The following is a 23,803-nucleotide window of genomic DNA, read 5'->3' as shown; positions in this document are numbered from 1 at the left end:
GAGGAACATGAACAAGACCGATCGTCAGGCCGCCCTCGAATATCACGAATTCCCCACGCCGGGCAAGATTTCCGTGACGGCCAGCAAGCCGCTCGTCACGCAGCGCGACCTCGCACTGGCCTATACGCCGGGCGTCGCCGTGGCCTGCGAAGAGATTGTCACCGATCCGCAGAACTCGTTCCGCTACACCGCGCGCGGCAACCTCGTTGGCGTGATCACGAACGGCACGGCCGTGCTCGGTCTGGGCAATATCGGCGCGCTGGCCTCGAAGCCGGTCATGGAAGGCAAGGCGGTGCTGTTCAAGAAGTTCGCCGGCATCGACGTGTTCGACATCGAAGTCACGGAAAGCGATCCGGACAAGCTCGTCGACATTATCGCGAGCCTCGAAGCCACCTTCGGCGGCATCAATCTGGAAGACATCAAGGCGCCGGACTGCTTCACGGTCGAGCGCAAGCTGCGCGAGCGCATGAAGATTCCGGTCTTCCACGACGATCAGCACGGCACGGCCATTACCGTTTCGGCGGCGTTCCTCAACGGTCTGAAGGTGGTCGGCAAGGATATTTCGACGGTCAAGGTCGTGACCTCGGGCGCGGGCGCGGCGGCGCTGGCCTGTCTGGACCTGATGGTCGATCTGGGCCTGCCGCTCAAGAACATCTGGGTGACGGACATCGACGGCGTGGTCTATCAAGGCCGCACGACGCTGATGGATCCGGACAAGGAGCGCTTCGCGCAGGACACCTCCGCGCGTTCGCTGAGCGAAGTGATCGACGGCGCGGACGTGTTCCTCGGCCTCTCGGCGGGCGGCGTGCTCAAGGCCGAAATGGTCAAGAAGATGGCCGACAAGCCGCTGATTCTCGCGCTGGCCAACCCCACGCCGGAAATCTTCCCCGAGATCGCGCTCGAAGCGCGTCCGGACGCGGTGCTGGCCACGGGCCGTTCGGACTTCCCGAATCAGGTCAACAACGTACTGTGCTTCCCGTACATCTTCCGCGGCGCGCTCGACGTGGGCGCGACCACCATCACGCGCAAGATGGAAATCGCGGCGGTGCACGCGATCGCCCAGCTCGCCGAAGAAGAACTGAACGACTCGGTCGCGGCCGCCTACGGCGCGTATGACCTGCGCTTCGGTCCGAAGTACCTGATTCCGAAGCCGTTCGATTCTCGCCTGATCGTGCGTATCGCGCCGGCCGTGGCGAAGGCCGCGATGGAAGACGGCGTGGCCACGCGTCCGATCGACGACTTCGCCGCCTATACGAACGAGCTGCAACAGTTCGTGTACCACTCGGGCGCCTTCATGAAGCCGATCTTCGCGGCGGCCAAGCAGTTCGTCCGTGACGGCGCGAAGTCGCGCATCGTGTTCGCGGAAGGCGAGGAAGAGCGCGTGCTGCGCGCGGTGCAGGTGATCGTCGACGAGAAACTCGCGCGTCCGATCCTGATCGGCCGCCCCGAAGTGCTGCTGGCGCGCATCGAGAAGTTCGGCCTGCGGCTGAAGCTCGGCGAAGACGTCGAAGTCACGAATCCGGAATACGACGAGCGCTTCCATCAATACTGGACCACGTATTGGGAACTGCGTTGCCGCGACGGCATTTCGAAGGAAATGGCGCGCGTGGAAATGCGCCGCCGTCTCACGCTGATCGGCGCGATGATGGTGCGCCTCGGCGACGCCGACGGCATGGTGTGCGGCACGGTGGGCGCGTATCACGACCACCTGCGTTTCGTCGACGAAGCGATCGGCATGCATCGCAACGCGAAGACGTATGCGGCGATGAATATCCTGCTGCTCGACAAGCGCACGGTTGCGATCGTCGATACGCACATCAACGACAACCCGAACGCGGAACAGATCGCCGAATTCACGCTGGCCGCCGCGCGCCAGATGGAATGGCTCAATCTGCAACCGAAGGTCGCGCTGCTGTCGCGCTCGAATTTCGGCTCGGGCAGCTCGGCGTCGGGCACGAAGATGCGCGAAGTGCTCAAGCTCGTCACGGCGCAGAATCCGGATCTGGAAATCGACGGCGAAATGCACGGCGATTGCGCACTGGACGAAGCGCTGCGCGAGCGTATCCTGCCGCATTCGAAGCTCAAGGGCGCGGCCAATCTGCTGGTGTGCCCGAACGTGGATTCGGGGAATATCGCCTATAACCTGCTGAAAACGGGTGCGGGCAGCAACGTGGCCGTGGGTCCGTTCCTGCTCGGCGTGAATGCGCCGGTGAACATTCTCACGTCCAGCTCGACGGTGCGACGCATCATCAACATGACGGCGTTGACGGTGCTGCAAGCGAATCGCGACTGATCGAGGTTGGTCTTTTAAATTCGCGGTTTCTAAAAACGGCGTGCCTGGTGAATAACCGGGCGCGCCGTTTTTTATTGGACTTCGTTCGCCTTTTTTGCGGCGATGCAGCAACGCGCTGTATCCGGTCATTTCGTGCTGATTATTCAACTCGCATCGGCGCGATACGCTTTTGTTATTGCCCCATGCTTCATCCGGATTGTTCCGCTATCGCGGACTGCCTATATTGCTTGAGCAATGCTCAAATCCAATATCAGGAGACACCGCATGAAGCTGGTCCGCTGGGGCAGTAAGGGCAGTGAAAAGCCGGGCGCGCTCGATCGCGATGGGCGTGTGCGCGATCTCTCCAGCGTGCTGCCCGATCTCGCGGGCGCCGCGCTCTCGTCCGCTTCCCTCGCCGGACTCGGTTCACTCGATCTGCACAGTCTGCCGCTCGCGCCCGCCGATGCGCGCCTCGGTCCCTGCGTGGGACAGGTCGGCAAGATTATTTGCGTCGGCCTCAATTATTCCGATCACGCGGCCGAATCCAATATGCCGGTGCCGAGCGAGCCCGTGCTGTTCTTCAAGGCGACGAGTTCGATTGTCGGTCCGAACGACGACGTCGTGATTCCGCCCGGCGCGGAAAAAGTCGATTGGGAAGTCGAGCTTGGGGTGGTGATCGGCGAAGAAGCGCGCTACGTCTCGCGCGAGCGGGCGCTCGATCATGTGGCCGGTTATTGCGTGGTAAACGATGTCTCGGAGCGCGCGTGGCAGATCGAATGCGGCGGTCAATGGGACAAGGGCAAAAGCGCGGATACCTTCGCGCCGCTCGGCCCGTGGCTCGTCACGCGCGACGAAATTCCCGATCCGCAGGCGCTCGACATGTGGCTCGACGTCGACGGCAAGCGTTATCAGCAAGGCAATACGCGCACGATGATTTTCGACGTGGCCACCGTCGTGTCCTATATCAGCCACTTCATGAGCCTGCAACCCGGCGATGTGATTTCCACCGGGACGCCGCCCGGCGTCGGCATGGGCCAGAAGCCCGCGCCGGTCTATCTGCGCGCGGGCCAGGTTATGCGCCTCGGCGTGGAAGGACTCGGCGAGCAGCAGCAGCGCACCGTGGCAAGCACGGCGCAGGCATCGGCATTCACACGATAAAGGGCGGGCGTCATGAATCAACTCGATCTGAAGAACCGCGTCATGGTGATCACCGGCGGCGCGCGCGGCATCGGTTATGCGGTGGCGCAGCGCGCCTTGCGCTCGGGCGCGGCCGTCGCGCTCTGGGATATCGATGCCGAACGGCTCGAACGTTCGCGCAAGGAATTGTCGGAATTGGGCAGCGTCTCCGCGGTGAAAGTCGAACTCACGGACGAGCATTCCGTGGAAGCCGCCGCGCAGCAAACCGTGAAAGATCACGGCGGGATTCACGCGCTCGTGAATAGCGCGGGCATTACGGGCGGCAATGGCCTGATGTGGGAATTGCCGGTCGAGGTCTGGCGGCGCGTGATCGACGTGAATCTGATCGGCAGCTATCTGACCTGCCGCGCCGTGGTGCCGCGCATGCTCGAACAGGGTTATGGGCGCATCGTCAATATTGCTTCGGTGGCGGGCAAGGAAGGCAATCCGAATGCCTCGCACTACAGCGCATCGAAAGCGGGCTTGATCGGTTTGACGAAATCGCTCGGCAAGGAACTCGCCACGAAGAATATTCTCGTGAATGCGGTTACGCCCGCGGCGGCGAAAACCGAAATCTTCGATTCGATGAAACAGGAGCATATCGACTATATGCTCGCGAAAATTCCAATGAACCGTTTCCTGATGCCCGATGAAGCCGCCGCGATGATCGTCTGGCTGTGTTCCGAAGATTGCGCGTTCAGCACCGGGTCGGTATTCGATTTGTCGGGCGGCCGCGCGACGTATTGAAGCGCTGAGCTCGCCAGCCGATGCGCCCGTTTTTCGGGCGTATCACCTTACCGCCGGATCAGGAGAGTTCGATGTCGAGCGAAGCATCGCAGGCGTCATTGCACGCGCAGTCCGCGGTCGGCAAGGCCATGCGCAGGCTGTTGCCGTTCCTGCTCTTGATGTATGTGCTCGCCTTTCTCGATCGCGCGAATATCGGTTTCGCGCAGAAGGCGTTGCAGCACGACACCGGTTTGTCGGATGCGGCATTCGCATTCGGCGCAGGCGTGTTTTTCGCGGGCTATGCGCTGTTCGAGGTGCCGAGCAATCTGCTGTTGCATCGCATGGGCGCGCGCATCTGGATGTGCCGCATCATGGTCACGTGGGGCCTGGTTTCGGCCGCGATGGCATGGGTGCAATCGCCTGCGTCGTTCTACGCGTTGCGCTTTTTGCTGGGCGTCGCCGAAGCGGGCTTCTTTCCCGGCATCATTTTTTACCTCACGCAGTGGTTTCCGCAGTCGTCGCGCGCGCGTGCAATCGGCCTGTTTTATTTCGGCGCACCGCTGGCGTTTATCTTCGGCGGACCTTTGTCGGGATTCCTGATTGATCTACATGGCGTCGGCGGGCTGGCGGGCTGGAAGTGGCTGTTTCTCGTCGAAGGCGCGCTGGCTTCGGTCGTTGGCGTGTGGGCGTTCTGGTATCTGACCGACCGGCCCGACGACGCGCACTGGCTCGACATCGACGAACGGCGCGCGCTGGTGGCGGCGTTGCGCGTCGATGCGGGCGAGGCGATGGCGCACGGTCCGCGCGATGCGCTCGCGGCACTCGTCGACAGGCGCGTGCTCGCTTATGCCGCGATTTACGCGCTGATCCAGATGAGCGTCTACGGCGTGGTGTTTTTCCTGCCGCAGCAAGTGGCTTCGCTGGCGGGCGCGAAGGTCGGCCTGAAAGTCGGGCTGCTCGCGGCGGTGCCCTGGCTGTGCGCCGTGGCGCTCACGTGGATCGTGCCGCGCCGCGCCGATCGTTTCGGCAGCCATCGTGCGTGGACCGTGCGTCTGCTCGTACTGTCCGGGCTCGGCATTGCTGTGTCGGGCGCGGCGGGCGGCGTGGGGTCTACGGCCGGCGCCGTCGTGGCGATGGCGGCGCTCTGTTGCGCGGCAAGCGGCTTTATCGCCGCGCAGCCGCTGTTCTGGACGTTTCCCGCACGCGAACTCGCGGGCACGGCGTCGGCGAGCGGCATCGCGCTCATCAACTCGCTGGGCGGCCTGGGCGGCTTCATCGCGCCGCTGATGCGCGCCGCCGCGGACAAGCATTTCAGCTCGCACGCGGCGGGCCTCGTATTGCTGGGATTCGCGAGCCTCGCCGCGGCGGTGCTCGTACTTATCGTCGTACCTCGCGCGGGCGCACGCACCGCGGCTGCCTTCGAGCGGGCCGCCGGGCGCGCGCGCTGAACGCACGGACATCCACTTTCAGGAGCAACGTCACATGGCCATGCCAACCATCAAGCAGGTGCGCGCGTTCACCGTCCGCGGCGGCGGCGCCGATTATCACGATCAAGCCGACGGTCACTGGATCGACGATCACATTTCCACGCCGATGGCGCGTTATCCCGAGTATCGGCAGAGCCGCCGCTCGTTCGGCATCGACGTGCTCGGCACGCTCGTGGTCGAAGTGGAAGCGAGCGACGGCACGGTGGGTTTCGCGGTGACGACGGGCGGCGAGATTGGCGCGTTCATCGTCGAGAAGCATCTCGCGCGCTTCCTCGAAGGCCAGCGCGTCACCGACATCGAAAAGATGTGGGATCAGATGTATTACGCGACGCTTTATTACGGCCGCAAGGGCGTCGTGCTGAATACGATTTCGGGCGTCGATCTCGCGCTGTGGGACTTGCTCGGCAAATTGCGTCAGGAACCGGTTTATCAATTGCTTGGCGGCCCGGTGCGTGACGAACTCGTGTTCTATGCGACCGGCGCGCGCCCCGATCTCGCGAAGGAAATGGGTTTTATCGGCGGCAAACTGCCTTTGCAACACGGACCGGCGGAAGGTGAGGAAGGCCTCAGAAAGAATATCGAAACGCTTGCGACGATGCGCGAGCGCGTCGGCGACGATTTTTGGCTCATGTACGATTGCTGGATGAGTCTCGACGTGCGTTACGCCACGCGTCTTGCGCAGGCCGCGCAGGAATACAAACTCAAGTGGCTCGAAGAATGCCTGCCGCCCGACGATTACTGGGGCTACGCCGAACTGCGCAAGAACGTGCCGCGCGGCATGCTGGTGACGACGGGTGAGCACGAAGCCACGCGCTGGGGCTTCCGCATGCTGCTCGAAATGGGCTGTTGCGACATCATTCAACCGGACGTGAACTGGTGCGGCGGCATGACGGAACTCATCAAGATCTCCGCGCTCGCGGACGCGCATAACGTGATGGTCGTGCCGCACGGTTCTTCGGTGTACAGCTATCACTTCGTGGTGACGCGCCACAACTCGCCCTTCGCCGAATTCCTGATGATGGCGCCGAAGGCCGACGAAGTGGTGCCGATGTTCACGCCGCTATTGCTCGACGAACCGGTGCCCGAACGCGGCCGCCTGAAAGTGCCGGACACGCCGGGCTTCGGCGTGCGTTTGAATCCCGATTGCAAGCTGACGCGCCCTTACTCGCACTGAACGCATTCAGGCGCCATTCGGGCGTCGTTCAAGCGCGCCTCGCTCGACATAACGAAAGGAGAATGCATCGTGCTGCTCAAGGACAAGGTGGTGATCGTCACCGGCGGTTCGCGCGGCATCGGGCGGGCCATTGCGCTCGCCAGCGCGCGCGAGGGCGCCGACGTCGCGATCAATTACTGGGGCGACAACGACGCCACATATGGCCGGCGTTCGGCGATTTCGGAAGTGCTGGACGAGATCGCGCGTCTGGGACGTCGCGCGATCGCGGTGGAAGGCAATGTGGCCGCGCCGCAAACGGGCGTCGATCTCGTGCGGCAGACGGTCGAGCAATTCGGCAAGGTCGACGTGCTCGCGAGCAATGCGGGCGTGTGCCCGTTCCATTCGTTTCTCGACTTGCCGCCCGCGGTGCTCGAACGCACCATCGGCGTGAATCTGAACGGCGCGTTCTACGTCACGCAGGCCGTGGCGCGCCAAATGAAGGAGCAGGGCACGGGCGGCGCGATTGTCGCGACGAGTTCGATCAGCGCGCTCGTGGGCGGCGGCATGCAGACGCATTACACGCCCACGAAAGCGGGCGTGCATTCGTTGATGCAATCGTGCGCGATCGCGCTCGGGCCGTATGGCATCCGCTGCAATTCGGTCATGCCCGGCACGATCGCCACCGACCTCAACGCGGAAGATCTCGCCGATGAATCGAAGCGCGCGTACTTTGAAAAACGCATTCCGCTGGGCCGTCTCGGTGCGCCCGATGACGTGGCCGAATGCGTGGTGTTCCTGGCTTCGGATCGCGCGCGCTATGTCACGGGCGCGTCGCTATTGGTGGACGGCGGCCTGTTCGTCAATCTTCAGTAATCCGTATGAATCACGAATTGCCCGCGACGGTTGCAGATTTCGTTGATTTCACCGATTTTGCGGCCGGCGTATCGTGAACGGGATCATCGACCTTGAACGGCTGCGAGAAACGGCGCAGCAGCCCGACAAAATGCTCGGCCGGTTCCGCGAGCGCTTCGTTCTTGCGCGTGAGCACGCCGAAACCGGGCAGGCTCTTGCCGATTTCGAGCGGCAGCACCACGAGCAGTTTGCCCCGCACGTGATCGCGCACGACGGACTCGGGCAGCATGGCCACGGCGTCGAAACTTTCGAGCAGTTGCAGCGTGGCGAAGATCGAGGCCGATTCGGTGAGATTCATCGGCGTGGCGAGACCGGCGCGCGCGAGTTCGCCTTCGAACAATTCGCGCGCGGGACTCGTGATGGGCTGGGCGACCCACGGCCAGTCCATCAGTTCGGCGAGCGTGATGTGCTCGTGGCGCGCGAGCGGATGGCGCGCACGCACGACCAGCACGAGGGTTTCGCGCGCGAGCGGCTCGAAGCTGAAATCGTTGTGCTGCAACGGCGTGGTGAGGCGTCCGAGCGCGAGATCGACGTCGCGGCGATGCAGCAGTTGTACGACCTGGTCGCTCGTTTCGCCGAGGATGCGCACGTGCAGCAGCGGGCGCTCGGTTTTGAGCATGGCAACCGCATGCGCGAGCAGATCAGGCGCAGCGCCCATGATGGCGCCCACGGTCAGCTGGCCGTGACCGCCGCGCCGCTTGACGTCGAGATCTTCGGCGAAACGCGTGAGGTCGGAGAGCGCGCGGCGCGCGTAGGCGAGCGTGACGACACCGAGCGCCGTGGGCTGCATGCCGCGTGCATTGCGTTCGAAAAGGCGAAAGCCAAAGGCTTCTTCGATGTCGCTGAGCATGCGGCTCGCGCTGGGCTGCGCCACGTTGATGACGTCGGCCGCCTGATGCACGTTGCGTGCGTCGTCGAGCGCGACGAGCAAGGCCAGATGTTTGAACTTGAGTCGGTTGACGAGCGAGACGACGGCAGTGTGATGGTTCATGGGTCCTGCGATCCGGTTTAAGTATCGCCCGATCCCAACATCGGATTGGTTGGCTATCGATGGGCGAATTATAGTCGTTCGAATCGCTGCGAAACATGGAATAAAGACGGGCCAGGGCAAACGCCAGGGCGCGCGCATAAACAGCGGAACAGCGGAACAGCGGATCGGCGCAAGCACGCTGGACGGAGACACGATCATGGAAACAATGGCGTTTCGCATGCAGCTCAATCCCGGCAAACGGGACGAATACGAGCGGCGTCACCGCGAAATCTGGCCGGAACTCGCACAGGCGTTGCGCGACGCGGGCGTGAGCGATTACTGGATCTTTCTCGACGAAAACACGCATGCACTGTTTGCCGTGCTCAAGCGGCCCGCGGATCACGGCATGGACCGTTTGCCCGAAACGGCCATCATGCGCAAATGGTGGGATTACATGGCCGACATCATGCAGACGGGCGAGGGCAACGTGCCCGTGGCGCATCCGCTCGTGCCGGTGTTTCATTTGCCTTGAAACGGCGCGTAGCGGCTTCGCGCCTTAGCGCCGCTTACCCGTCGTGCCCATTTTCACGCTGCCGTCATGATTCGCCTTGAGGAGCATGCCATGCAGGTCGTCGATCCGCACGTCCACTTCTGGGACCTCGACACGCATCACTATCCGTGGCTCGCGAAGCCGGCCACGTCGTTCGTGTGCGATGCGCGCGAACTCAAGCATAACTATCTGCCCGCCGATCTCGTGCGCGAGGCCGGCGATATCGACGTGCTCAAAGTGGTCCACGTCGAGGCGAATCACGACCCCGCCGATCCGGTGGAGGAAACGCGCTGGCTCGAATCGCTCGCGGATGCCGACGGCAATCCCGCACGCGGTTTGCCCAACGCCATCGTGGCCGCCTGCGATCTGAGCGCCGCCAATGCGGCGGCGATTCTCGCGCAGCATGCGGTATTCAAACGCGTGCGCGGCATTCGCCAGATTCTCAACGTGCACGCTAATCCGCTTTATGACTACGTGGGTCGCCACTATATGCGCGAGGCCGCGTGGCGTGAGCATTTCGCGTTACTGGAGCAGCACGGCTTCTCGTTCGATCTGCAACTGTATCCGGCGCAGATGGAGGAAGCCGCCGCGCTCGCACGCGCGTATCCGGGCATCGCGCTCATCGTCAATCATGGCGGCATGTTCGTCGATCGCAGCAGCGTGGCGGGCTGGCGCGCGTGGCGCGAAGGGCTGCGCCTGCTCGCGGCGTGCCCGAACGTATCGGTGAAGATCAGCGGGCTCGCGATGTTCGATCACACGTGGAGCGTGGAAAGCCTGCGCCCTTACGTGCTCGAAGCCATCGACGCGTTCGGCGCGCAGCGCGCGATGTTCGCATCGAATTTCCCGGTCGATCGTCTGTTCGGCAGTTACGCCGATTTGTGGCACGCCTACGCCGCGATTGTGAACGACGCCAGCGAAAGCGAAAAAGCCGCGCTGTTTCGCGGCAACGCCGAACGCATTTATCGCATCTAGCGACGCCGCGCTCGCGCACGCAAACCGGCGCGAGCGGCGAATCAGGAGACATGCGTGGAATCGAAAACCATGGCCGCCATGGCCGCAGACGTACCACGTCTCGAACTGCGCCGCGCGAGCAAATCCTTCGGGCGCGTGCGCGCGCTCGTCGACGGCTCGCTCGTGCTCAAGGCGGGCGAAGTGCATGCGCTGCTCGGCGAAAACGGCGCCGGAAAGTCGACGCTGGTGAAAATACTCGCGGGCGTGCATCGTCCCGATGGTGGCGAGTTATACGTCGACGGTGAAGTGCGCGAATTCACCTCGCCCGCGCAGGCGCGCGATGCGGGTATCGCGGTGATTTATCAGGAACCCACCTTGTTTTTCGATCTGTCGATCGCGGAAAACATTTACATGGGCCGTCAGCCCGTCGACAAGGTGGGGCGCATCGATTACGACACCATGCATCGCGAGGTCGCGGCGCTGCTCGCATCGCTCGGCGTGGATCTCAAGGCCGAACGCCTCGTGCGCGGTCTGTCGATCGCCGATCAACAGGTGATCGAAATTGCGAAGGCGCTGTCGCTCAACGCGAACGTGCTGATCATGGACGAACCCACGGCGGCGCTTTCGCTGCCCGAAGTCGAGCGGCTCTTCACGATCGCGCGCAAGCTGCGCGAGCGCGGCGTGGCGATTCTGTTCATCACGCACCGGCTCGAAGAAGTGTTCGTGCTCACGCAGCACGTGACCATCATGCGTGACGGCGCGAAAGTGTTCGACGCGCCCACGTCCACGCTGAATACGCAGGATATCGTCGCGAAGATGGTGGGTCGAGATCTCGCGACCTTCTATCCGAAAGCCGAGGTGAAGCCCGGCGACGTGATGCTGCGCGTACGCGGCCTGACGCGGCGCGGCGTCTTCAAGGACATCGCGTTCGATGTGCGTGCGGGCGAGATCGTCGCGCTCGCGGGACTCGTGGGCGCGGGCCGCAGCGAAGTGGCGCGCGCGATTTTCGGCATCGATCCGAGCGACGCCGGGCAGGTGCAGATCGCGGGCAAGCCGCTGAAAATGGGCATGCCGGCGGCAGCCGTGAAGGCGGGCCTCGCGCTCGTGCCCGAAGACCGGCGACAGCAGGGGCTCGCGCTCGAACTCAGCATCGCGCGCAATGCGTCGCTCACGGTGCTCGGTCGTCTGGTGCGATTTGGCCTGATTTCAGCGGGCCGCGAAGTGCAGCTCGCGGGGCAGTGGGGCACGCGGCTGCGTCTCAAGGCCAGCGATCTGAATGCGCCGGTGGGCACCTTGTCGGGCGGCAACCAGCAAAAAGTGGTGCTTGGCAAATGGCTCGCGACGGGGCCGAAAGTATTGATCATCGACGAACCTACGCGCGGTATCGACGTGGGCGCGAAAGCCGAAGTCTATGGCGCGCTCGCCGAACTCGTGCGCGAAGGAATGGCAGTGCTGATGATTTCGAGCGAGTTGCCGGAAGTGCTCGGCATGGCCGATCGCGTGCTGGTGATGCACGAAGGCCGCATCACGGCCGATATCGCGCGCGCCGACGCCAACGAGGAGCGCATCATGAGCGCGGCGCTTGGCCAGACCAACATTCATCTGGGGCATGCAGCATGATGGGTCATTCCACTTCTCCCCATCCCTTGCACGGCGGCGAGCCGCGCGCGCGGCGCAATAGTGCGTCGGCGCTGGTACAAGCGCTCGCGAAAAGCCGCGAGACCACGCTGTTCGTGGTGCTGCTGCTGATTATCGGCGGCACCTCGCTCGCGAAACCGCAATTCCTCAATTTGCAGAATCTGCGCGACGTGTTGCTCAACGTCTCCATCGTGAGCTTGCTCACGGCCGGCATGACCATCGTGATCCTGATGCGCCACATCGATCTCTCGGTGGGCTCGACGGTGGGTGTGAGCGCGTATGCGGTCGGCAGTCTGTACGTGGCGTTTCCGCATATGCCCGTGATCGTCGCGCTGCTCGCGGGGCTGGCGATCGGCGTGGTGGCGGGTTCGATCAACGCGTTGCTCGTGGCGGTGGGACGCGTGCCGTCGCTGGTCGCCACGCTCTCGACGCTGTACATCTTTCGCGGTGCGGATTACGCGTGGGTGCATGGCGGACAGATCAACGCGACGAGTCTGCCCGATGCGTTCTCGCGTCTCGCGACGGGCTCGCTGCTCGGCGTGCCGGTGCTCGCGCTGATTGCCGTCGTGCTGCTGATTGCGCTTTCGGTGTATCTCAAGCAATTCCGTCCCGGCCGCGAATACTATGCGATCGGCTCGAATCCGGAAGCCGCGCGACTCGCAGGTATCAACGTCGAACGCCGCGTGGCGATGGGCTTCATGATCAGCGGCGCGATTGCGGGACTCGCGGGTGCGCTGTGGCTCGCGCGATTCGGCACCGTGGATGCGAGCACGGCGAAGGGCATCGAATTGCAGGTCGTGGCCGCCGCCGTGGTGGGCAGCGTGGCGATCACGGGCGGCGTGGGCACGATACTGGGCGCGACGCTCGGCGCGCTGGTGCTCGGCGTCATCAGCATTGCGCTCGTCGTGCTGCACGTCTCGCCGTTCTGGGAGCAGGCCATTCAGGGCGCGCTGATCGTTGCGGCGATTACCGCCGACACGCTGCTTGCCCGCTCCGTCGCCAAACGCATGATGAGGAAACGCGATCATGGCTAAACCTGCTTCCAAACCCGATTCGGCCTTGCTCACGCGTCGCGCGGGTCTGCCGCTCAGTTGGGAAACGCTGCTGCTGGCGATACTCGCGATCTCGCTGATCGCGGGGCGCGTGCTCTCGAATGTGTTTCTCACGGGCGCGAATCTGAGCAACGTGCTTGCCGATCTCACCGAAGTCGCGCTGATGGCCTTGCCGATGACGCTCATTATCGTGGCGGCCGAAATCGATCTTTCGGTGGCGGCGGTACTCGGCGCGTCGAGTGCGTTGCTTGGTGTGCTCTGGCACATGGGCGTGCCGATGCCGCTCGCGATGGTGCTCGTGATCGTGGCGGGCGGTCTCGCGGGCCTCTTCAACGGGCTCGTGATCGTGAAGCTGAATCTGCCTTCGCTGGCAGTGACGATCGGCACGCTCGCGCTGTTTCGCGGCCTGGCGTATGTGCTGCTCGGCGACCAGGCAATTGCCGATTTTCCGCCGGCCTATACGTTGTTCGGCATGAGCAATCTGGGCAGCACGTTTATTCCGCTGCCGTTTTTGATCGTTGCAGTCTGCGCGGTGATTTTCACCTTGCTGCTGCAAGCCACCGCGTTCGGACGCAGCCTCTACGCGATCGGTGCGAACAGCACGGCCGCCTCGTTTTCGGGCATCGACGTGGCGAAAGTGAAGATTCGCCTTTTCGTGCTGTCCGGTGTGATGAGCGCGCTCGCGGGCATTGTCTATACGCTGCGTTTTACGAGTGCGCGCGGCGACAACGGTGAAGGCTTCGAGTTGTCGGTCATCGCGGCGGTGCTGTTTGGCGGCGTGAGTATTTTCGGCGGACGAGGCTCGATGTACGGCGTGCTGCTTTCGCTGCTGATTGTTGGCGTGCTGAAGAATGCGCTGACGCTCGCCGATGTGTCCAGCGAAACGCTCACTATTGTGACGGGCGCGTTGCTGCTCGCCTCGGTGCTGATTCCGAATCTGGCGGCGCGCTGGCGCACGCTGCGAGACCGTCGCGCGCTTGCGCGTCAGACTGCCTGAAACGTGAATTACAAGCACGCATGCGTAGTTTATGAGGTTGTTGATTCAAGCAAAACCCGCTGGGAAAACACGAAGCAAAAGCGAAGCAACAAGCGCCCGAATCGCTTCGGGCATCCATCGAGGAGACACGTTCATGATGAAGCTAGTACGTCACATGTGCACGGCCCTGCTGTGCGCGACGCTGTTGGGCGCGGGATTGACCGCGCACGCCGCCGGCATCAAGGAAGGCTTGAAGATCGCCTTCGTGCCGAAGCAGATCAACAATCCGTATGAAGTGATCGCCGATAACGGCGGCATGGATGCCATCAAGGAGTTCAAGGGCGACGGCAAGGTTGTCGGCCCGTCCGATGCGGGCGCATCGTCGCAGGTCTCGTACATCAATACGCTGACCACGCAGCGTCAGGACGCCATCGTCATTGCCGCCAACGACGCCAACGCGCTCGTGCCGTATCTGAAGCGCGCGATGGCGCAAGGCATCAAGGTCGTGACCTTCGACTCCGACACGGCGCCCGAAGGCCGGCAGATCTTCGTGAATCAGGCTAACGCGGAAAGCATTGGACGCGGCCAGATTCAACTCGTCGCGAAGTTGATGAACAACGAAGGCGAATTCGCCATTCTTTCGGCCACGCCGAATGCCACGAATCAGAATACGTGGATCAAGTGGATGCAGGAAGAATTGAAGAAGCCCGAATACGCGAAGATGAAACTCGTGAAAATTGCTTACGGCAACGACGACGACCAGAAGTCCTTCGTCGAAACGCAAGGTCTGCTGCAGGCGTATCCGAATCTGAAGGCGATTGTCGCGCCGACTTCGGTGGGCATCGCGGCGGCGGCGCGTTATATCTCGTCGTCGTCGAGCAAGGGCAAGGTGGCAGTCACGGGTCTCGGCACGCCTAACCAGATGCGCGCGTTCGTGAAGAACGGCACCGTGAAGGCGTTCCAGCTCTGGGACCCGGGCGCACTCGGTTATCTCGCGGCTTATGCGGCGGCGAATCTCGCCTCGGGCACGATCACCGGCAAGGAAGGCGATACGTTCGAGGCGGGCAAGCTCGGCAAGCGCACGGTCGGCAAGAGCGGCGAAGTGATTCTCGGACCGCCCACCACGTTCGACGCATCGAACATCGACAATTTCAATTTCTGAAAGATCGATTAGAGGAACACGTCGCGCGATTCAGTGCGATACAAACCGACCCGGCGATGCCGGGTCTTTTTTTCACGCCTTTTCCCCTGATTTCATGCTGCAATTGCGGCCCTTTTTATGATTGTTATCGACTGAGGAAAAGTGTTTTGTCTGACTAAAGAGAATGGCGCAAATAGTCGTCTTTTGCGCGGGCGGGTCCCTTCAGTTTTGCAAACGCCATGCCGATAGCATGGCGTGGCGTTGGCTGTCTGGCGATTCACGTCCGGCGCGCCGCACAAGGCAACTGCAAGGAATAGACGATGAAGCTCACCCTGAAGATTCCGCTCGCGTTTGCAGCGGCGCTGCTCTTGATGTTCGCGGGCGCGTTCTATGGAATCTACTCGCTGAATCAGTCGCTGACCGTTTACGGCACGACGGTGCAAAACAGCGTGGCGAACGAGCGCGCCGTGACGAACACGCTGCTCGCGTTCAAGGTGCAGGTTCAGGAATGGAAGGACACGCTGCTGCGCGGTAAGGACCCGGCGATGCTCGACAGGCATTGGTCTGCGTTTCAAACGCGCGAGCACGAAGTGGATACGCTCGCCGCACAACTCAAGGCGAGTCTGCCCGCAGGCGAAAGCCGCGATCTGATCGATCAATTCGCCAGCGCGCACGCAACGATGGGCGAGGGCTATCGCAACGGTTTCGCGGCATTCAAGGCGGCGGGTTTCGATCCCACGGCCGGCGATCATGCCGTGGCCGGCGTGGACCGCGCGCCCGCTGCGCTGCTCGATCAGGCCGCCCGCAAGATCGCCGCGGACAGCGCGCAGATTTCCGCCGATGCCGAGCAGCAGGCGCACCGCGCGACGGCGATCAGCGCGGTGCTGATGGTAGCCGCGCTGATCGTGTCGATGACGGGTAGCTGGTTATTCAGCCGCACCGTAACGAAGCCGCTCGCACGCGCGCTCGATTGTGCGAGCGCGGTCGCCGACGGCAATCTCGCGTTCGAGGTGCGGGCAAGCGGACGCGATGAAACGGCGCTGCTGCTGGGCGCGCTCAAGGGTATGCAGCGCAGCCTCGTGAACGTGGTGAGCCAGGTGCGTGGACACGCGGAAGGCGTGGCGTCGGCGAGCGGGCAGATTGCGGCGGGCAATCAGGGTTTGTCGTCGCGCACGGAAGAACAGGCGGCCTCGCTCGAGGAAACGGCCGCGAGCATGGAGCAGATCACGGCCACGGTGCGCCAGAACGCGGCGAATGCGAAACAGGCGGCGCTGCTGGCCAGCGACGCGGCGGGCACGGCAGTGCGCGGCAAGGATCTGATGGCCGAAGTGGTCGAGACCATGCGCGGTATTTCGACGAGTTCGGGCGAGATCGTCGATATCATCGCGGTTATCGACGGGATCGCTTTTCAGACCAATATTCTCGCGTTGAATGCCGCGGTCGAAGCCGCGCGTGCGGGCGAGGAAGGGCGCGGATTCGCCGTGGTCGCCTCGGAAGTGCGCACGCTCGCGCAGCGCAGCGGCGCGGCGGCGAAGGAGATCAAGAAGTTGATCGAAGCGTCGGCGCAGCGCATCGAAGCCGGCTCGTCGCTCGTGAACGACGCGGGCAGCGTGATCGAGGACATGGTGGGCGCCGTGCAACGCGTGACGACGATCATCGACGAAATCGCGACGGCTTCGCAGGAGCAAAGCACCGGCATCGAGCAGGTGAATGTGGCGGTCACGCAGATGGACGAAGTCACGCAACAGAATGCGGCGCTCGTGGAAGAGGCGTCGGCGGCCGCGCATGCACTGGCCGAGCAGGCGGTGGAATTGCGCGAGGCGGTGGGCGTGTTCAGACTCGCCTGATACCGCACACGTTCGGTTCGAATAAAAAAACGGCACGGCGATTCGATTCGCCTTGCCGTTTTGTATGTGTGGCGAGTGATCCGCGCATTCACGCCATTACGCAATAAGCGAATGCGATAGCGGCGGACTCACTGCATGCTCACCGCGCGCTCAATGCGGAGCGCGCGGCATCAGTCCCAATGACGATGCTTGTTGCCGTGGTGACGCTTGCCGTGATAGCCGCGCGAGTAATCGTCTGCGTACGAATTCGAGCGCGAGATATTGCCGCCGAGCGCCGAACCTGCGCCGCCGCCGAGCGCCGCGCCAACGAGGCCGCCGGTGCGGCCGCCCATGGCGTTGCCCGCCGCCGTGCCCGCGCCGCCGCCGAGTGCGCCGCCAATGATGGCGCCGGTGCGTTCGCGACGGTTCGACGTCACTGCGCCGCCCGCGCCGCCGCCCACTGCGCCGCCGATCACGGCGCCCGTGCTGCCGCCCACCGCGCCGCCCAGCGCTGCGCCGGCCACGCCGCCGAGCGCGCCGCCCAGCGCATTGTTCATGTCGCCGGCCATTGCCGGAATCGAAGCCGTGGCAGCCAGCGCTGCAATCGCCATCATCGGGAAGAATTTCTTCATGAGTGAGCTCATTGGTTTTAATACGGCGCTGAGTATAACTTCCAACCTGAAAGGCCTCTGTAACGCATGCAAGGTTCGGGGGTAAGAGGTGTAACAAAATGATCGCAAACCCCCGTGCTTTCGCGATTGCGTCTTACGCAAACTGAAATAAATGAAGGCTGTTTATTGGGGCGCTATAGACCGGTAAATTTGTCCGTTTGATGGATTTTTGCGCGCTGCAACAGGTTTGCACGCGCTTTACGTGATAATTGCCGCTGTTTGCTTCTCGCCCCAGATTGATTATGTCGACGCCTGAACGGAGCGCATCCGGTTACGCCTGGTGGGGCGTGCTGGTTCTGGCGCTATCCGCGTTTATTTTCAACACGACTGAATTCGTCCCGGTGGCGCTGCTCAGCGCGATCGGCGACAGCCTTCAAATGAAGGCGACCGACGTTGGCCTCATGCTGACGATTTATGCGTGGACCGTGGCCGTGGCTTCGCTGCCGTTGATGCTGCTGACGCGCCATATCGAACGCCGCAAGTTGCTGACCGGAGTATTCGGTTTATTTATTGCCAGTCACATCCTGACCGGCGTTGCATGGAATTTTCCCGTGCTGGTCGCCGGGAGAATCGGCATTGCGTGCGCGCATGCGATTTTCTGGTCGATTTCGGTTTCGCTGGTCGTTCGGCTCGCGCCGCCCGGTCAGAAAAGTCGCGCGCTCGGCATGCTCGGCATGGGCACATCGATCGCCATGGTGGCGGGCATTCCGCTTGGCCGCGTGATTGGCGAAACGCTCGGCTGGCGCGAGACGTTTCTGGCGATTGCGGCCGCCGCCGCCGCGACGCTGCTCATGCTGCGGTTCGCGTTGCCAAAACTCGAAAGCCAGCAGACCGGTTCGTTTAAAAGCCTGCCGGTGCTGTTCAAAAAACCGATGCTGGTATCGCTTTATCTGATCACGGTGCTCGTGGTGTGCGCGCACTTTACGTCGTACACGTATATCGAGCCGTTCATTCATCATGTGGGGCGCGAGAGCAACGACCGTATTACCTATTTGCTGATTCTGTTTGGCGCTGCCGGCATTCCGGCCGCGATCGGTTTCAATCGCGTGTTTCCGCAGCGTCCCGAACAATTCCTGCGAGCGTCTGTATTCGCAATTTGCGTCTGTCTGCTCGTGCTGTTTCCGTGCGCGCTCAATATCGTGACGCTGTCCGTGCATACGGCCGTGTGGGGTGGCGCCGTCGTGTGTTTCGGGCTGGCCATGCAGGCGTGGGTGCTGCGCCTCGCGCCCGATGCCGCCGATCTCGCGGTGTCGATCTACTCCGGCCTCTATAACGTGGGCATCGGCGCGGGTGCGCTGCTGGGCAACCATATTGCCAACGACTTCGGTATTGCGTGGCTCGGCACTTTTGGCGGCGTGGCGGGCGGCCTGGGTGCGGCGGTGTGTGCGTTGGCGTTGCGCCTGTATGGAAGTCATCATCCGCCGATCGATAAGGACGCGCACGCGATGCATTAAAAGGGCGTAATGCACCCATTTCCGTGTCGTGAATAACGACTCGACGACGCTCCCAGGACGCCCCAAGCGTGTGCTAACCTGTATATATATACAGTATCTGGCGCAGGATTCCACACGCAATCATGGGACGAAATCATCGTCATTTCCCTCCGCTCACGGCAGCCGAGCTGGCCGATATTTACGACCGGCATCCGCTGCCCGTGGTGCTGCGGCTGCTCTGGGAGATTCATCGATTGCGCTCGACCGTCAGCCGCGCGAATCAGGTCCGCATGATGATCGGCACGCGCGTGGGCACGGCCAATACGCCCGCGGGTATCTGGGAGCGCTTCGAGCAGGAACTCGACGCCGAGCCCTGTTTGAACGACCCGCTTACGCCGCGTCAGAAGGGGCTGCTGCACGAAGGCGAATCACAAGGGCGCTTACGGCGTCGGCGGCGCAACGGCGATTGAGCGGGCGTGCAGGGCGCCGTGAAAAGTGCTGCGAATGTTGCCGTAGGGTTCGCCGAAATTTGGTTGTAAGTGCCGGTTGCTAGAGTCGTCGCTGAAGTCGTGCCCTTCGTGGCTATCTGAACAAGAGCGACCCCTCATGAATAAAGCCCGCGCGTTCCGGCCCCTGCGTGTGTTCTGGCTGTTTCTTGTCGTGTTCTTCAGTGCGCCTGCCTGGGCGTTCCAGACGAAAATCGTCTCGATCCCAAGCGCCGCCATGCATCGTGCGTTCGACGCCACGGTGGTCCTCCCCGCCGATTACGGTCGCGGCAACGGCACCACGCGTTATCCGGTCGTTTATGTGCTGCACGGTTCCGGTGGCAATTACGCGGACTGGACCTCGAATACACAGATCGGCAAACTCGCGGACCGCTATCACGTCATTCTCGTGATGCCCGACGGCGGTCACGAAAGCTGGTATATCGACAGTCCCTTCGATCAGGCCAGCCGCTACGAAACCTATATCGGCACCGAAGTCGTGTCGTGGATCGACACGCATTTCCGCACGATCGCCACGCGTCAAACGCGCGCGATCACGGGCCTGAGCATGGGCGGCTTTGGTGCGCTGCGTATCGCGCTCGACCGGCGGGACACCTTCGGCGCGGCGGGCAGCATTAGCGGCGCGGTCGATCCGCGTAATAGCGAAGATGAACCCGGCATCGACCGCGTGTTCGGCAACCCTGCGCACCATGCGGACTTCTGGACTCGCAATGCCATCGTCGAAGACGCAAGCAATTTCGAACACGCGCACATCGCGCTCACGATCGATTGCGGTGTCAGCGACTTCTTCGTGCAATCGAATCGCACGCTGCACGAAAAACTCATTGCGTTGGGCGTGCCACACGATTACGCGGAGCGGCCCGGGGGCCACACCTGGACCTACTGGTCGAATTCGATTCGTTATCAGGTGTTGTTCTTCGCCACCGCGTTTCATCAGAACGGCTGGCATGGGCCCGCGCATCTGGCGTGAATCGCTGAATCTGATTCGTTCGCACACTCATCCTTCCTGCTGTTAATGTGTCCTCGAACGGGCCCCGTCATGCGGGCCCGTTTTTATTTCCGCATTCAACATTCATTTTCTCCGCGAGCTTCCGGGTTGATTCGCGCGGCACATCGTTTGCGCTAGCAAAGGTGTCCGCGCGTCGCGTTGCGCAATGTCTCTGATCGGCAGGCAGCGCGTCGCATATCGGCAAACAACATCGGCAAACAACGCGTTCAAGGAGAACGATGATGAGCAAACCGACGATCAAGGCAGCAGCATGGATTCTTGCGATGGCGATTTCCGGCGCAGCCTGCGCCGCCGGCGGTTCAGGCGGGGCTGGTGTGGGTGCGGGCGGCGGCACGGCGGCGGGCGCGGCGGGCATGGCGCCGAATACCGCCACGGGCAGCACCGGCGCGAACGGCGACACCAGCGGCTACGGCTCGCCTGGCAGCACGGGCGTGGGCGGCGGCATGGGCACCGGCACGGGCTCGACGCCGAACAAGGCACCCGCGACAGCGCCGGGCAGCAAAAACGGCAACAGCGGGAACATGCAGTCGATGCCGCAAAGCACCTCGCCGAACACGACCCAGTGATCCGCGTAACGCCTCACTCAACCTCAGGCATCCGGCTTGCGCTAGTCCATCCATGATGGCGTGAGCCGATGCCCCGGCGACACCGTCGAAGGAGTGCGTGATGACGAGCGAATTGAAGCATTGCAAGGTGGCGATACTCGCCGTGGATGGATTCGAGGAAGTGGAACTCACCGAGCCGCAAAGGGCGCTGACCGAAGCGGGCGCGCGGGTCGAGGTCATATCGAGCGAGCCTGGCGAAATTCAGGGCTTTCGTCACGTCGATAAAGGTACGCGCGTGAAAGTCGATCGCACGTTCGCCCAGGCGAAGCCCGACGACTACGACGCCGTGGTGCTGCCCGGTGGCGTTATCAACGGCGACGCGATTCGTCTGATTCCCGAAGCGCAGGCGTTCGTGAAATCGGCCAATGCTGCGCACAAGCCCATCGCGGCGATCTGCCATGGCGGCTGGCTACCGGTGTCCGCGGGCATCGTGAAGGGGCACACCATGACGAGCTGGCCTTCTCTGCAAGATGATATTCGCAACGCGGGCGGCACGTGGGTCGATCAGCGCGTGGTGCGCGACGGCAATCTCGTCACCAGCCGCAAGCCGGACGATCTGCCGGCCTTCAATGCCGAATTGATCGCGTGCCTCACCGCGTCGCTCAAGAGCGAGGGCGCGCGCGGGCAAGCGGGCCGTGAAGCCGGCAAGTCGCATCGCTGATTATCGATAAGGATGCCGTTATGAATATCCACTACCGCAACGATGCGCCGCAATTCGACGGTGCGAACCTGCTGATGCATTTCGTCGCCGAAGTGGACGGCGAACTGCTCGATTGCGCGATCACCGCCGAAGCACTCGAAGATCACTTCGGCGCGGAATCGGCGCTCGAAGGGCCGCTGCAGGACGCCTACGCGCGCGGCCGTGCGCGAATTCGCACGGTGTGCAGCGAGGCGATCGAACAGACCGGCGGCAGTGTGGTGCTGCATAGCGGACGCTTCCGCATGTCGGATTGATCGAGCAAGGAGAACGGCCATGTCTCTGATCGTTGCAAGCCGCTTTACGACGTTCAACGACGCCGAAGCGGCTATCGGACGGTTGCACAATAGCGGTTTCGTCGACGACGACGTCTCGCTGTTCTACGTGAATCCAGGCGGTCAACACGCTCGCTTTCCCGTGGGCGGCGACCGCTTTGCCGATCCCCAGTCACGCTGGGCCTCGCTTGGCGCAGGAGCGGGAGCAGGCGTAGGCGCGCTTGCAGGCGTGGTCATCGCCATCGTGCTTTCGCTCCTCTTTTTACGTTCGCTGCTCGTGCTGGCCGTCGCGGCCGGCGTGGGGGCCTATGTGGGCACGCTCGCGGGCGCGCTGCTGGAAACGCGAGGCGGCGGACGCGGTAAGCGTCCCGACATCAGTCATGACCCGGACGGCACGCCACGCGGACGCGAATCGGGCGTGCTCGTGGCCGTGCATGTGAGTGCGGAGACGCAGTGCGAAGCCGCCGACGTATTGGACGCGGCTGGCGGCGTGGAAGTCGAGCGCGCGCACGGCCGCTGGCAACAAGGCAAATGGGCCGACTTCGATCCGACTCGAACCGTCGAGCCCATGCATTCTGCGCCGCGATGATTGCGCGGCGGTGACTTTCTAAATCGCTTTATCGAAGACCGGAGGACGTCATGCTTCAATACGCAGTCATTTTCTTCATCATCGCAATCATTGCCGCTGTGTTCGGGTTCGGCGGCATTGCAGCGGGCGCGGCATCCATTGCGAAGATTCTGTTCTTCATCTTCATCGTTGTGTTTCTCGTTACGCTGGTGCTGGGTGTCGTGCGGCGCGGGTGAAGCTTTCCCGCCACTTCGTTTTGGAAAAAAGCCCGCAGAATCTGCGGGCTTTTTTCTTCGCGTCACACCTTGCGTAGCGTGGCGATCGCGAGTTCGCGAAACCAGCGATTGCCGTCGTCGTTGTCGAAGGTTTCGTGCCAGTGCACGGTGACTTCGACCTGAGGCATTTCCAGCGGCAGCGGAAAAATCGCGAACTGATCGAGTTCGTTGAAAAAACGCGCGACGCGTTGCGGCAGCGTCACCATCCAGTTCGTGCGCAGAAGAATCTGCGGTACGACGGAAAAATGCGGCACGCGCAGCGCAATCTTGCGATTGAGGCCTGCCGTACGCATCGAATCGTTGATCGTGCGGTGGCTGCTTTCGCTCGACACGACCATGATGTGCTGCATGTCGAGAAAGCGCTCGCGCGACATACGCCGCGCGGGCAGGCCGGCGCGGCGGCGCGTCATGCAGACATAGGGCTCGTCGAAGAGTAGCGCGTGACGCGTATGCGGCTTGAGCGCCGGGAGATTGCCGATGGCGAGATCGAGCTGGCCGAGGCGCAGTTGCTCGGTGACGTCGGCGACCGGCGACTGGCGCGCTTCGAGCGTCACGTTCGGCGCGACTCGCTGGAGCATTTCGCACAACGGCGGCAGAAAAAATTGCTCGCCCGCATCGGTCATCGACAAATGGAATTCGCGCGAACTGGTGCCCGGATCGAACGGTTCGGCATGCCGCAACGCTTCGCGTATCGAGGCAATCGCGCGCCCGAGCGGCAGGGCGAGTTGCTGGGCCGTGGGCGTGGGCAACATGCCATCAGGAGAGCGAACGAATAACGGATCGTCGAATAGCGCACGCAGGCGGCCCAGCGCATAACTGATGGCGGGTTGCGAAAGACCGAGACGTTCGCCCGCGCGCGTGAGACTGCGTTCCTCGAGGATCGCCTGAAACACGCGCACGAGGTTCAGATCGGCATCGTTGAAATCCGCCATAT

General features: G+C 62.7%; 24 protein-coding genes. 21 read left to right on the top strand and 3 right to left on the bottom strand.

Features of this window, described 5'->3' with window-relative positions; all coding sequences use genetic code 11:
* The first annotated feature begins 7 nt into the window (after positions 1–7).
* The 6 genes from SB764_RS05480 (at position 8) to SB764_RS05455 (ending at position 7,687) form a co-directional block, all read left to right on the top strand.
* Positions 8–2,293, top strand: a complete 2,286-nt coding sequence (locus SB764_RS05480) for an NADP-dependent malic enzyme (RefSeq protein WP_065065455.1) — start codon at positions 8–10, stop codon at positions 2,291–2,293.
* Positions 2,294–2,557: 264 nt separating this feature from the next.
* Positions 2,558–3,430: a fumarylacetoacetate hydrolase family protein gene (locus SB764_RS05475; RefSeq protein ID WP_321868298.1), complete on the top strand. Its 873-nt coding sequence runs from the start codon at positions 2,558–2,560 to the stop codon at positions 3,428–3,430.
* A gap of 12 nt (positions 3,431–3,442) precedes the next feature.
* A complete protein-coding gene (locus tag SB764_RS05470; RefSeq protein WP_065065453.1) occupies positions 3,443–4,195 on the top strand; it encodes an SDR family NAD(P)-dependent oxidoreductase in 753 nt (250 codons plus the stop codon).
* Positions 4,196–4,266: 71 nt separating this feature from the next.
* Positions 4,267–5,622, top strand: a complete 1,356-nt coding sequence (locus tag SB764_RS05465; RefSeq protein WP_110326979.1) for an MFS transporter — start codon at positions 4,267–4,269, stop codon at positions 5,620–5,622.
* 34 nt (positions 5,623–5,656) lie between these two features.
* Positions 5,657–6,835, top strand: coding sequence for an L-rhamnonate dehydratase (gene rhmD, locus SB764_RS05460; protein WP_110326769.1), 1,179 nt, complete (start codon positions 5,657–5,659; stop codon positions 6,833–6,835).
* A gap of 69 nt (positions 6,836–6,904) precedes the next feature.
* Positions 6,905–7,687, top strand: a complete 783-nt coding sequence (locus SB764_RS05455; RefSeq protein WP_110326771.1) for an SDR family NAD(P)-dependent oxidoreductase — start codon at positions 6,905–6,907, stop codon at positions 7,685–7,687.
* Positions 7,688–7,697: 10 nt separating this feature from the next.
* On the opposite strand, the gene SB764_RS05450 is transcribed toward SB764_RS05455, so the two are convergent.
* Positions 7,698–8,717: a LysR family transcriptional regulator gene (locus SB764_RS05450; protein ID WP_321868296.1), complete on the bottom strand. Its 1,020-nt coding sequence runs from the start codon at positions 8,715–8,717 to the stop codon at positions 7,698–7,700.
* Between the two features lie 196 nt (positions 8,718–8,913).
* Between SB764_RS05450 and rhaM the strand changes: the two genes are divergently transcribed.
* The 7 genes from rhaM (at position 8,914) to SB764_RS05415 (ending at position 16,851) form a co-directional block, all read left to right on the top strand.
* A complete protein-coding gene (gene rhaM, locus SB764_RS05445; protein ID WP_065065449.1) occupies positions 8,914–9,228 on the top strand; it encodes an L-rhamnose mutarotase in 315 nt (104 codons plus the stop codon).
* A gap of 90 nt (positions 9,229–9,318) precedes the next feature.
* On the top strand, positions 9,319–10,218 hold the full coding sequence (locus SB764_RS05440) for an amidohydrolase family protein (protein WP_065065448.1): 900 nt from the start codon (positions 9,319–9,321) through the stop codon (positions 10,216–10,218).
* Positions 10,219–10,287: 69 nt separating this feature from the next.
* Positions 10,288–11,817 (top strand): sugar ABC transporter ATP-binding protein, encoded by a 1,530-nt coding sequence (locus SB764_RS05435; protein ID WP_074982490.1) that lies wholly within the window; start codon positions 10,288–10,290, stop codon positions 11,815–11,817.
* Positions 11,814–12,869: an ABC transporter permease gene (locus SB764_RS05430; RefSeq protein ID WP_205992126.1), complete on the top strand. Its 1,056-nt coding sequence runs from the start codon at positions 11,814–11,816 to the stop codon at positions 12,867–12,869. Before SB764_RS05435 ends, SB764_RS05430 begins: the two co-directional genes overlap by 4 nt.
* Complete coding sequence (locus SB764_RS05425; protein ID WP_410862858.1) at positions 12,862–13,884, top strand: ABC transporter permease; 1,023 nt, start codon at positions 12,862–12,864, stop codon at positions 13,882–13,884. Before SB764_RS05430 ends, SB764_RS05425 begins: the two co-directional genes overlap by 8 nt.
* Before the next feature lie 133 nt (positions 13,885–14,017).
* Positions 14,018–15,025 (top strand): rhamnose ABC transporter substrate-binding protein, encoded by a 1,008-nt coding sequence (gene rhaS, locus SB764_RS05420; RefSeq protein ID WP_321904323.1) that lies wholly within the window; start codon positions 14,018–14,020, stop codon positions 15,023–15,025.
* 299 nt (positions 15,026–15,324) lie between these two features.
* On the top strand, positions 15,325–16,851 hold the full coding sequence (locus SB764_RS05415; protein WP_183713746.1) for a methyl-accepting chemotaxis protein: 1,527 nt from the start codon (positions 15,325–15,327) through the stop codon (positions 16,849–16,851).
* A 170-nt stretch (positions 16,852–17,021) separates the two neighbouring features.
* Here SB764_RS05415 and SB764_RS05410 read toward each other — a convergent pair whose 3' ends face one another.
* On the bottom strand, positions 17,022–17,462 hold the full coding sequence (locus SB764_RS05410; protein ID WP_110326782.1) for a hypothetical protein: 441 nt from the start codon (positions 17,460–17,462) through the stop codon (positions 17,022–17,024).
* A gap of 281 nt (positions 17,463–17,743) precedes the next feature.
* Between SB764_RS05410 and SB764_RS05405 the strand changes: the two genes are divergently transcribed.
* The 8 genes from SB764_RS05405 (at position 17,744) to SB764_RS05370 (ending at position 22,830) form a co-directional block, all read left to right on the top strand.
* Positions 17,744–18,955 carry a sugar transporter gene (locus tag SB764_RS05405; protein WP_065065441.1) on the top strand — a complete coding sequence of 404 codons (1,212 nt, stop codon included), beginning with the start codon at positions 17,744–17,746 and terminating at the stop codon, positions 18,953–18,955.
* A 122-nt stretch (positions 18,956–19,077) separates the two neighbouring features.
* A complete protein-coding gene (locus SB764_RS05400) occupies positions 19,078–19,404 on the top strand; it encodes a hypothetical protein (protein WP_065065440.1) in 327 nt (108 codons plus the stop codon).
* 136 nt (positions 19,405–19,540) lie between these two features.
* Positions 19,541–20,410 (top strand): alpha/beta hydrolase, encoded by an 870-nt coding sequence (locus SB764_RS05395; RefSeq protein WP_410862855.1) that lies wholly within the window; start codon positions 19,541–19,543, stop codon positions 20,408–20,410.
* A 257-nt stretch (positions 20,411–20,667) separates the two neighbouring features.
* Positions 20,668–21,015: a hypothetical protein gene (locus SB764_RS05390; protein ID WP_065065438.1), complete on the top strand. Its 348-nt coding sequence runs from the start codon at positions 20,668–20,670 to the stop codon at positions 21,013–21,015.
* Between the two features lie 100 nt (positions 21,016–21,115).
* Positions 21,116–21,715 (top strand): type 1 glutamine amidotransferase domain-containing protein, encoded by a 600-nt coding sequence (locus tag SB764_RS05385; protein ID WP_074982483.1) that lies wholly within the window; start codon positions 21,116–21,118, stop codon positions 21,713–21,715.
* Between the two features lie 20 nt (positions 21,716–21,735).
* Positions 21,736–22,008, top strand: coding sequence for a DUF1488 domain-containing protein (locus tag SB764_RS05380; RefSeq protein WP_065065436.1), 273 nt, complete (start codon positions 21,736–21,738; stop codon positions 22,006–22,008).
* A gap of 19 nt (positions 22,009–22,027) precedes the next feature.
* A complete protein-coding gene (locus SB764_RS05375; protein ID WP_065065435.1) occupies positions 22,028–22,615 on the top strand; it encodes a hypothetical protein in 588 nt (195 codons plus the stop codon).
* 50 nt (positions 22,616–22,665) lie between these two features.
* A complete protein-coding gene (locus tag SB764_RS05370) occupies positions 22,666–22,830 on the top strand; it encodes a DUF1328 family protein (RefSeq protein ID WP_065065434.1) in 165 nt (54 codons plus the stop codon).
* Between the two features lie 62 nt (positions 22,831–22,892).
* On the opposite strand, the gene SB764_RS05365 is transcribed toward SB764_RS05370, so the two are convergent.
* Complete coding sequence (locus SB764_RS05365; protein ID WP_065065433.1) at positions 22,893–23,801, bottom strand: LysR family transcriptional regulator; 909 nt, start codon at positions 23,799–23,801, stop codon at positions 22,893–22,895.
* Between the last annotated feature and the right edge of the window lie 2 nt (positions 23,802–23,803).

The sequence above is a fragment of the Paraburkholderia sp. SIMBA_027 genome, from assembly GCF_046535315.1.
Lineage (GTDB): Bacteria > Pseudomonadota > Gammaproteobacteria > Burkholderiales > Burkholderiaceae > Paraburkholderia > Paraburkholderia tropica.
The sequence above is the reverse complement of the archived record's forward strand: the minus strand, read 5'-3'. Positions and strand labels throughout refer to the sequence as shown.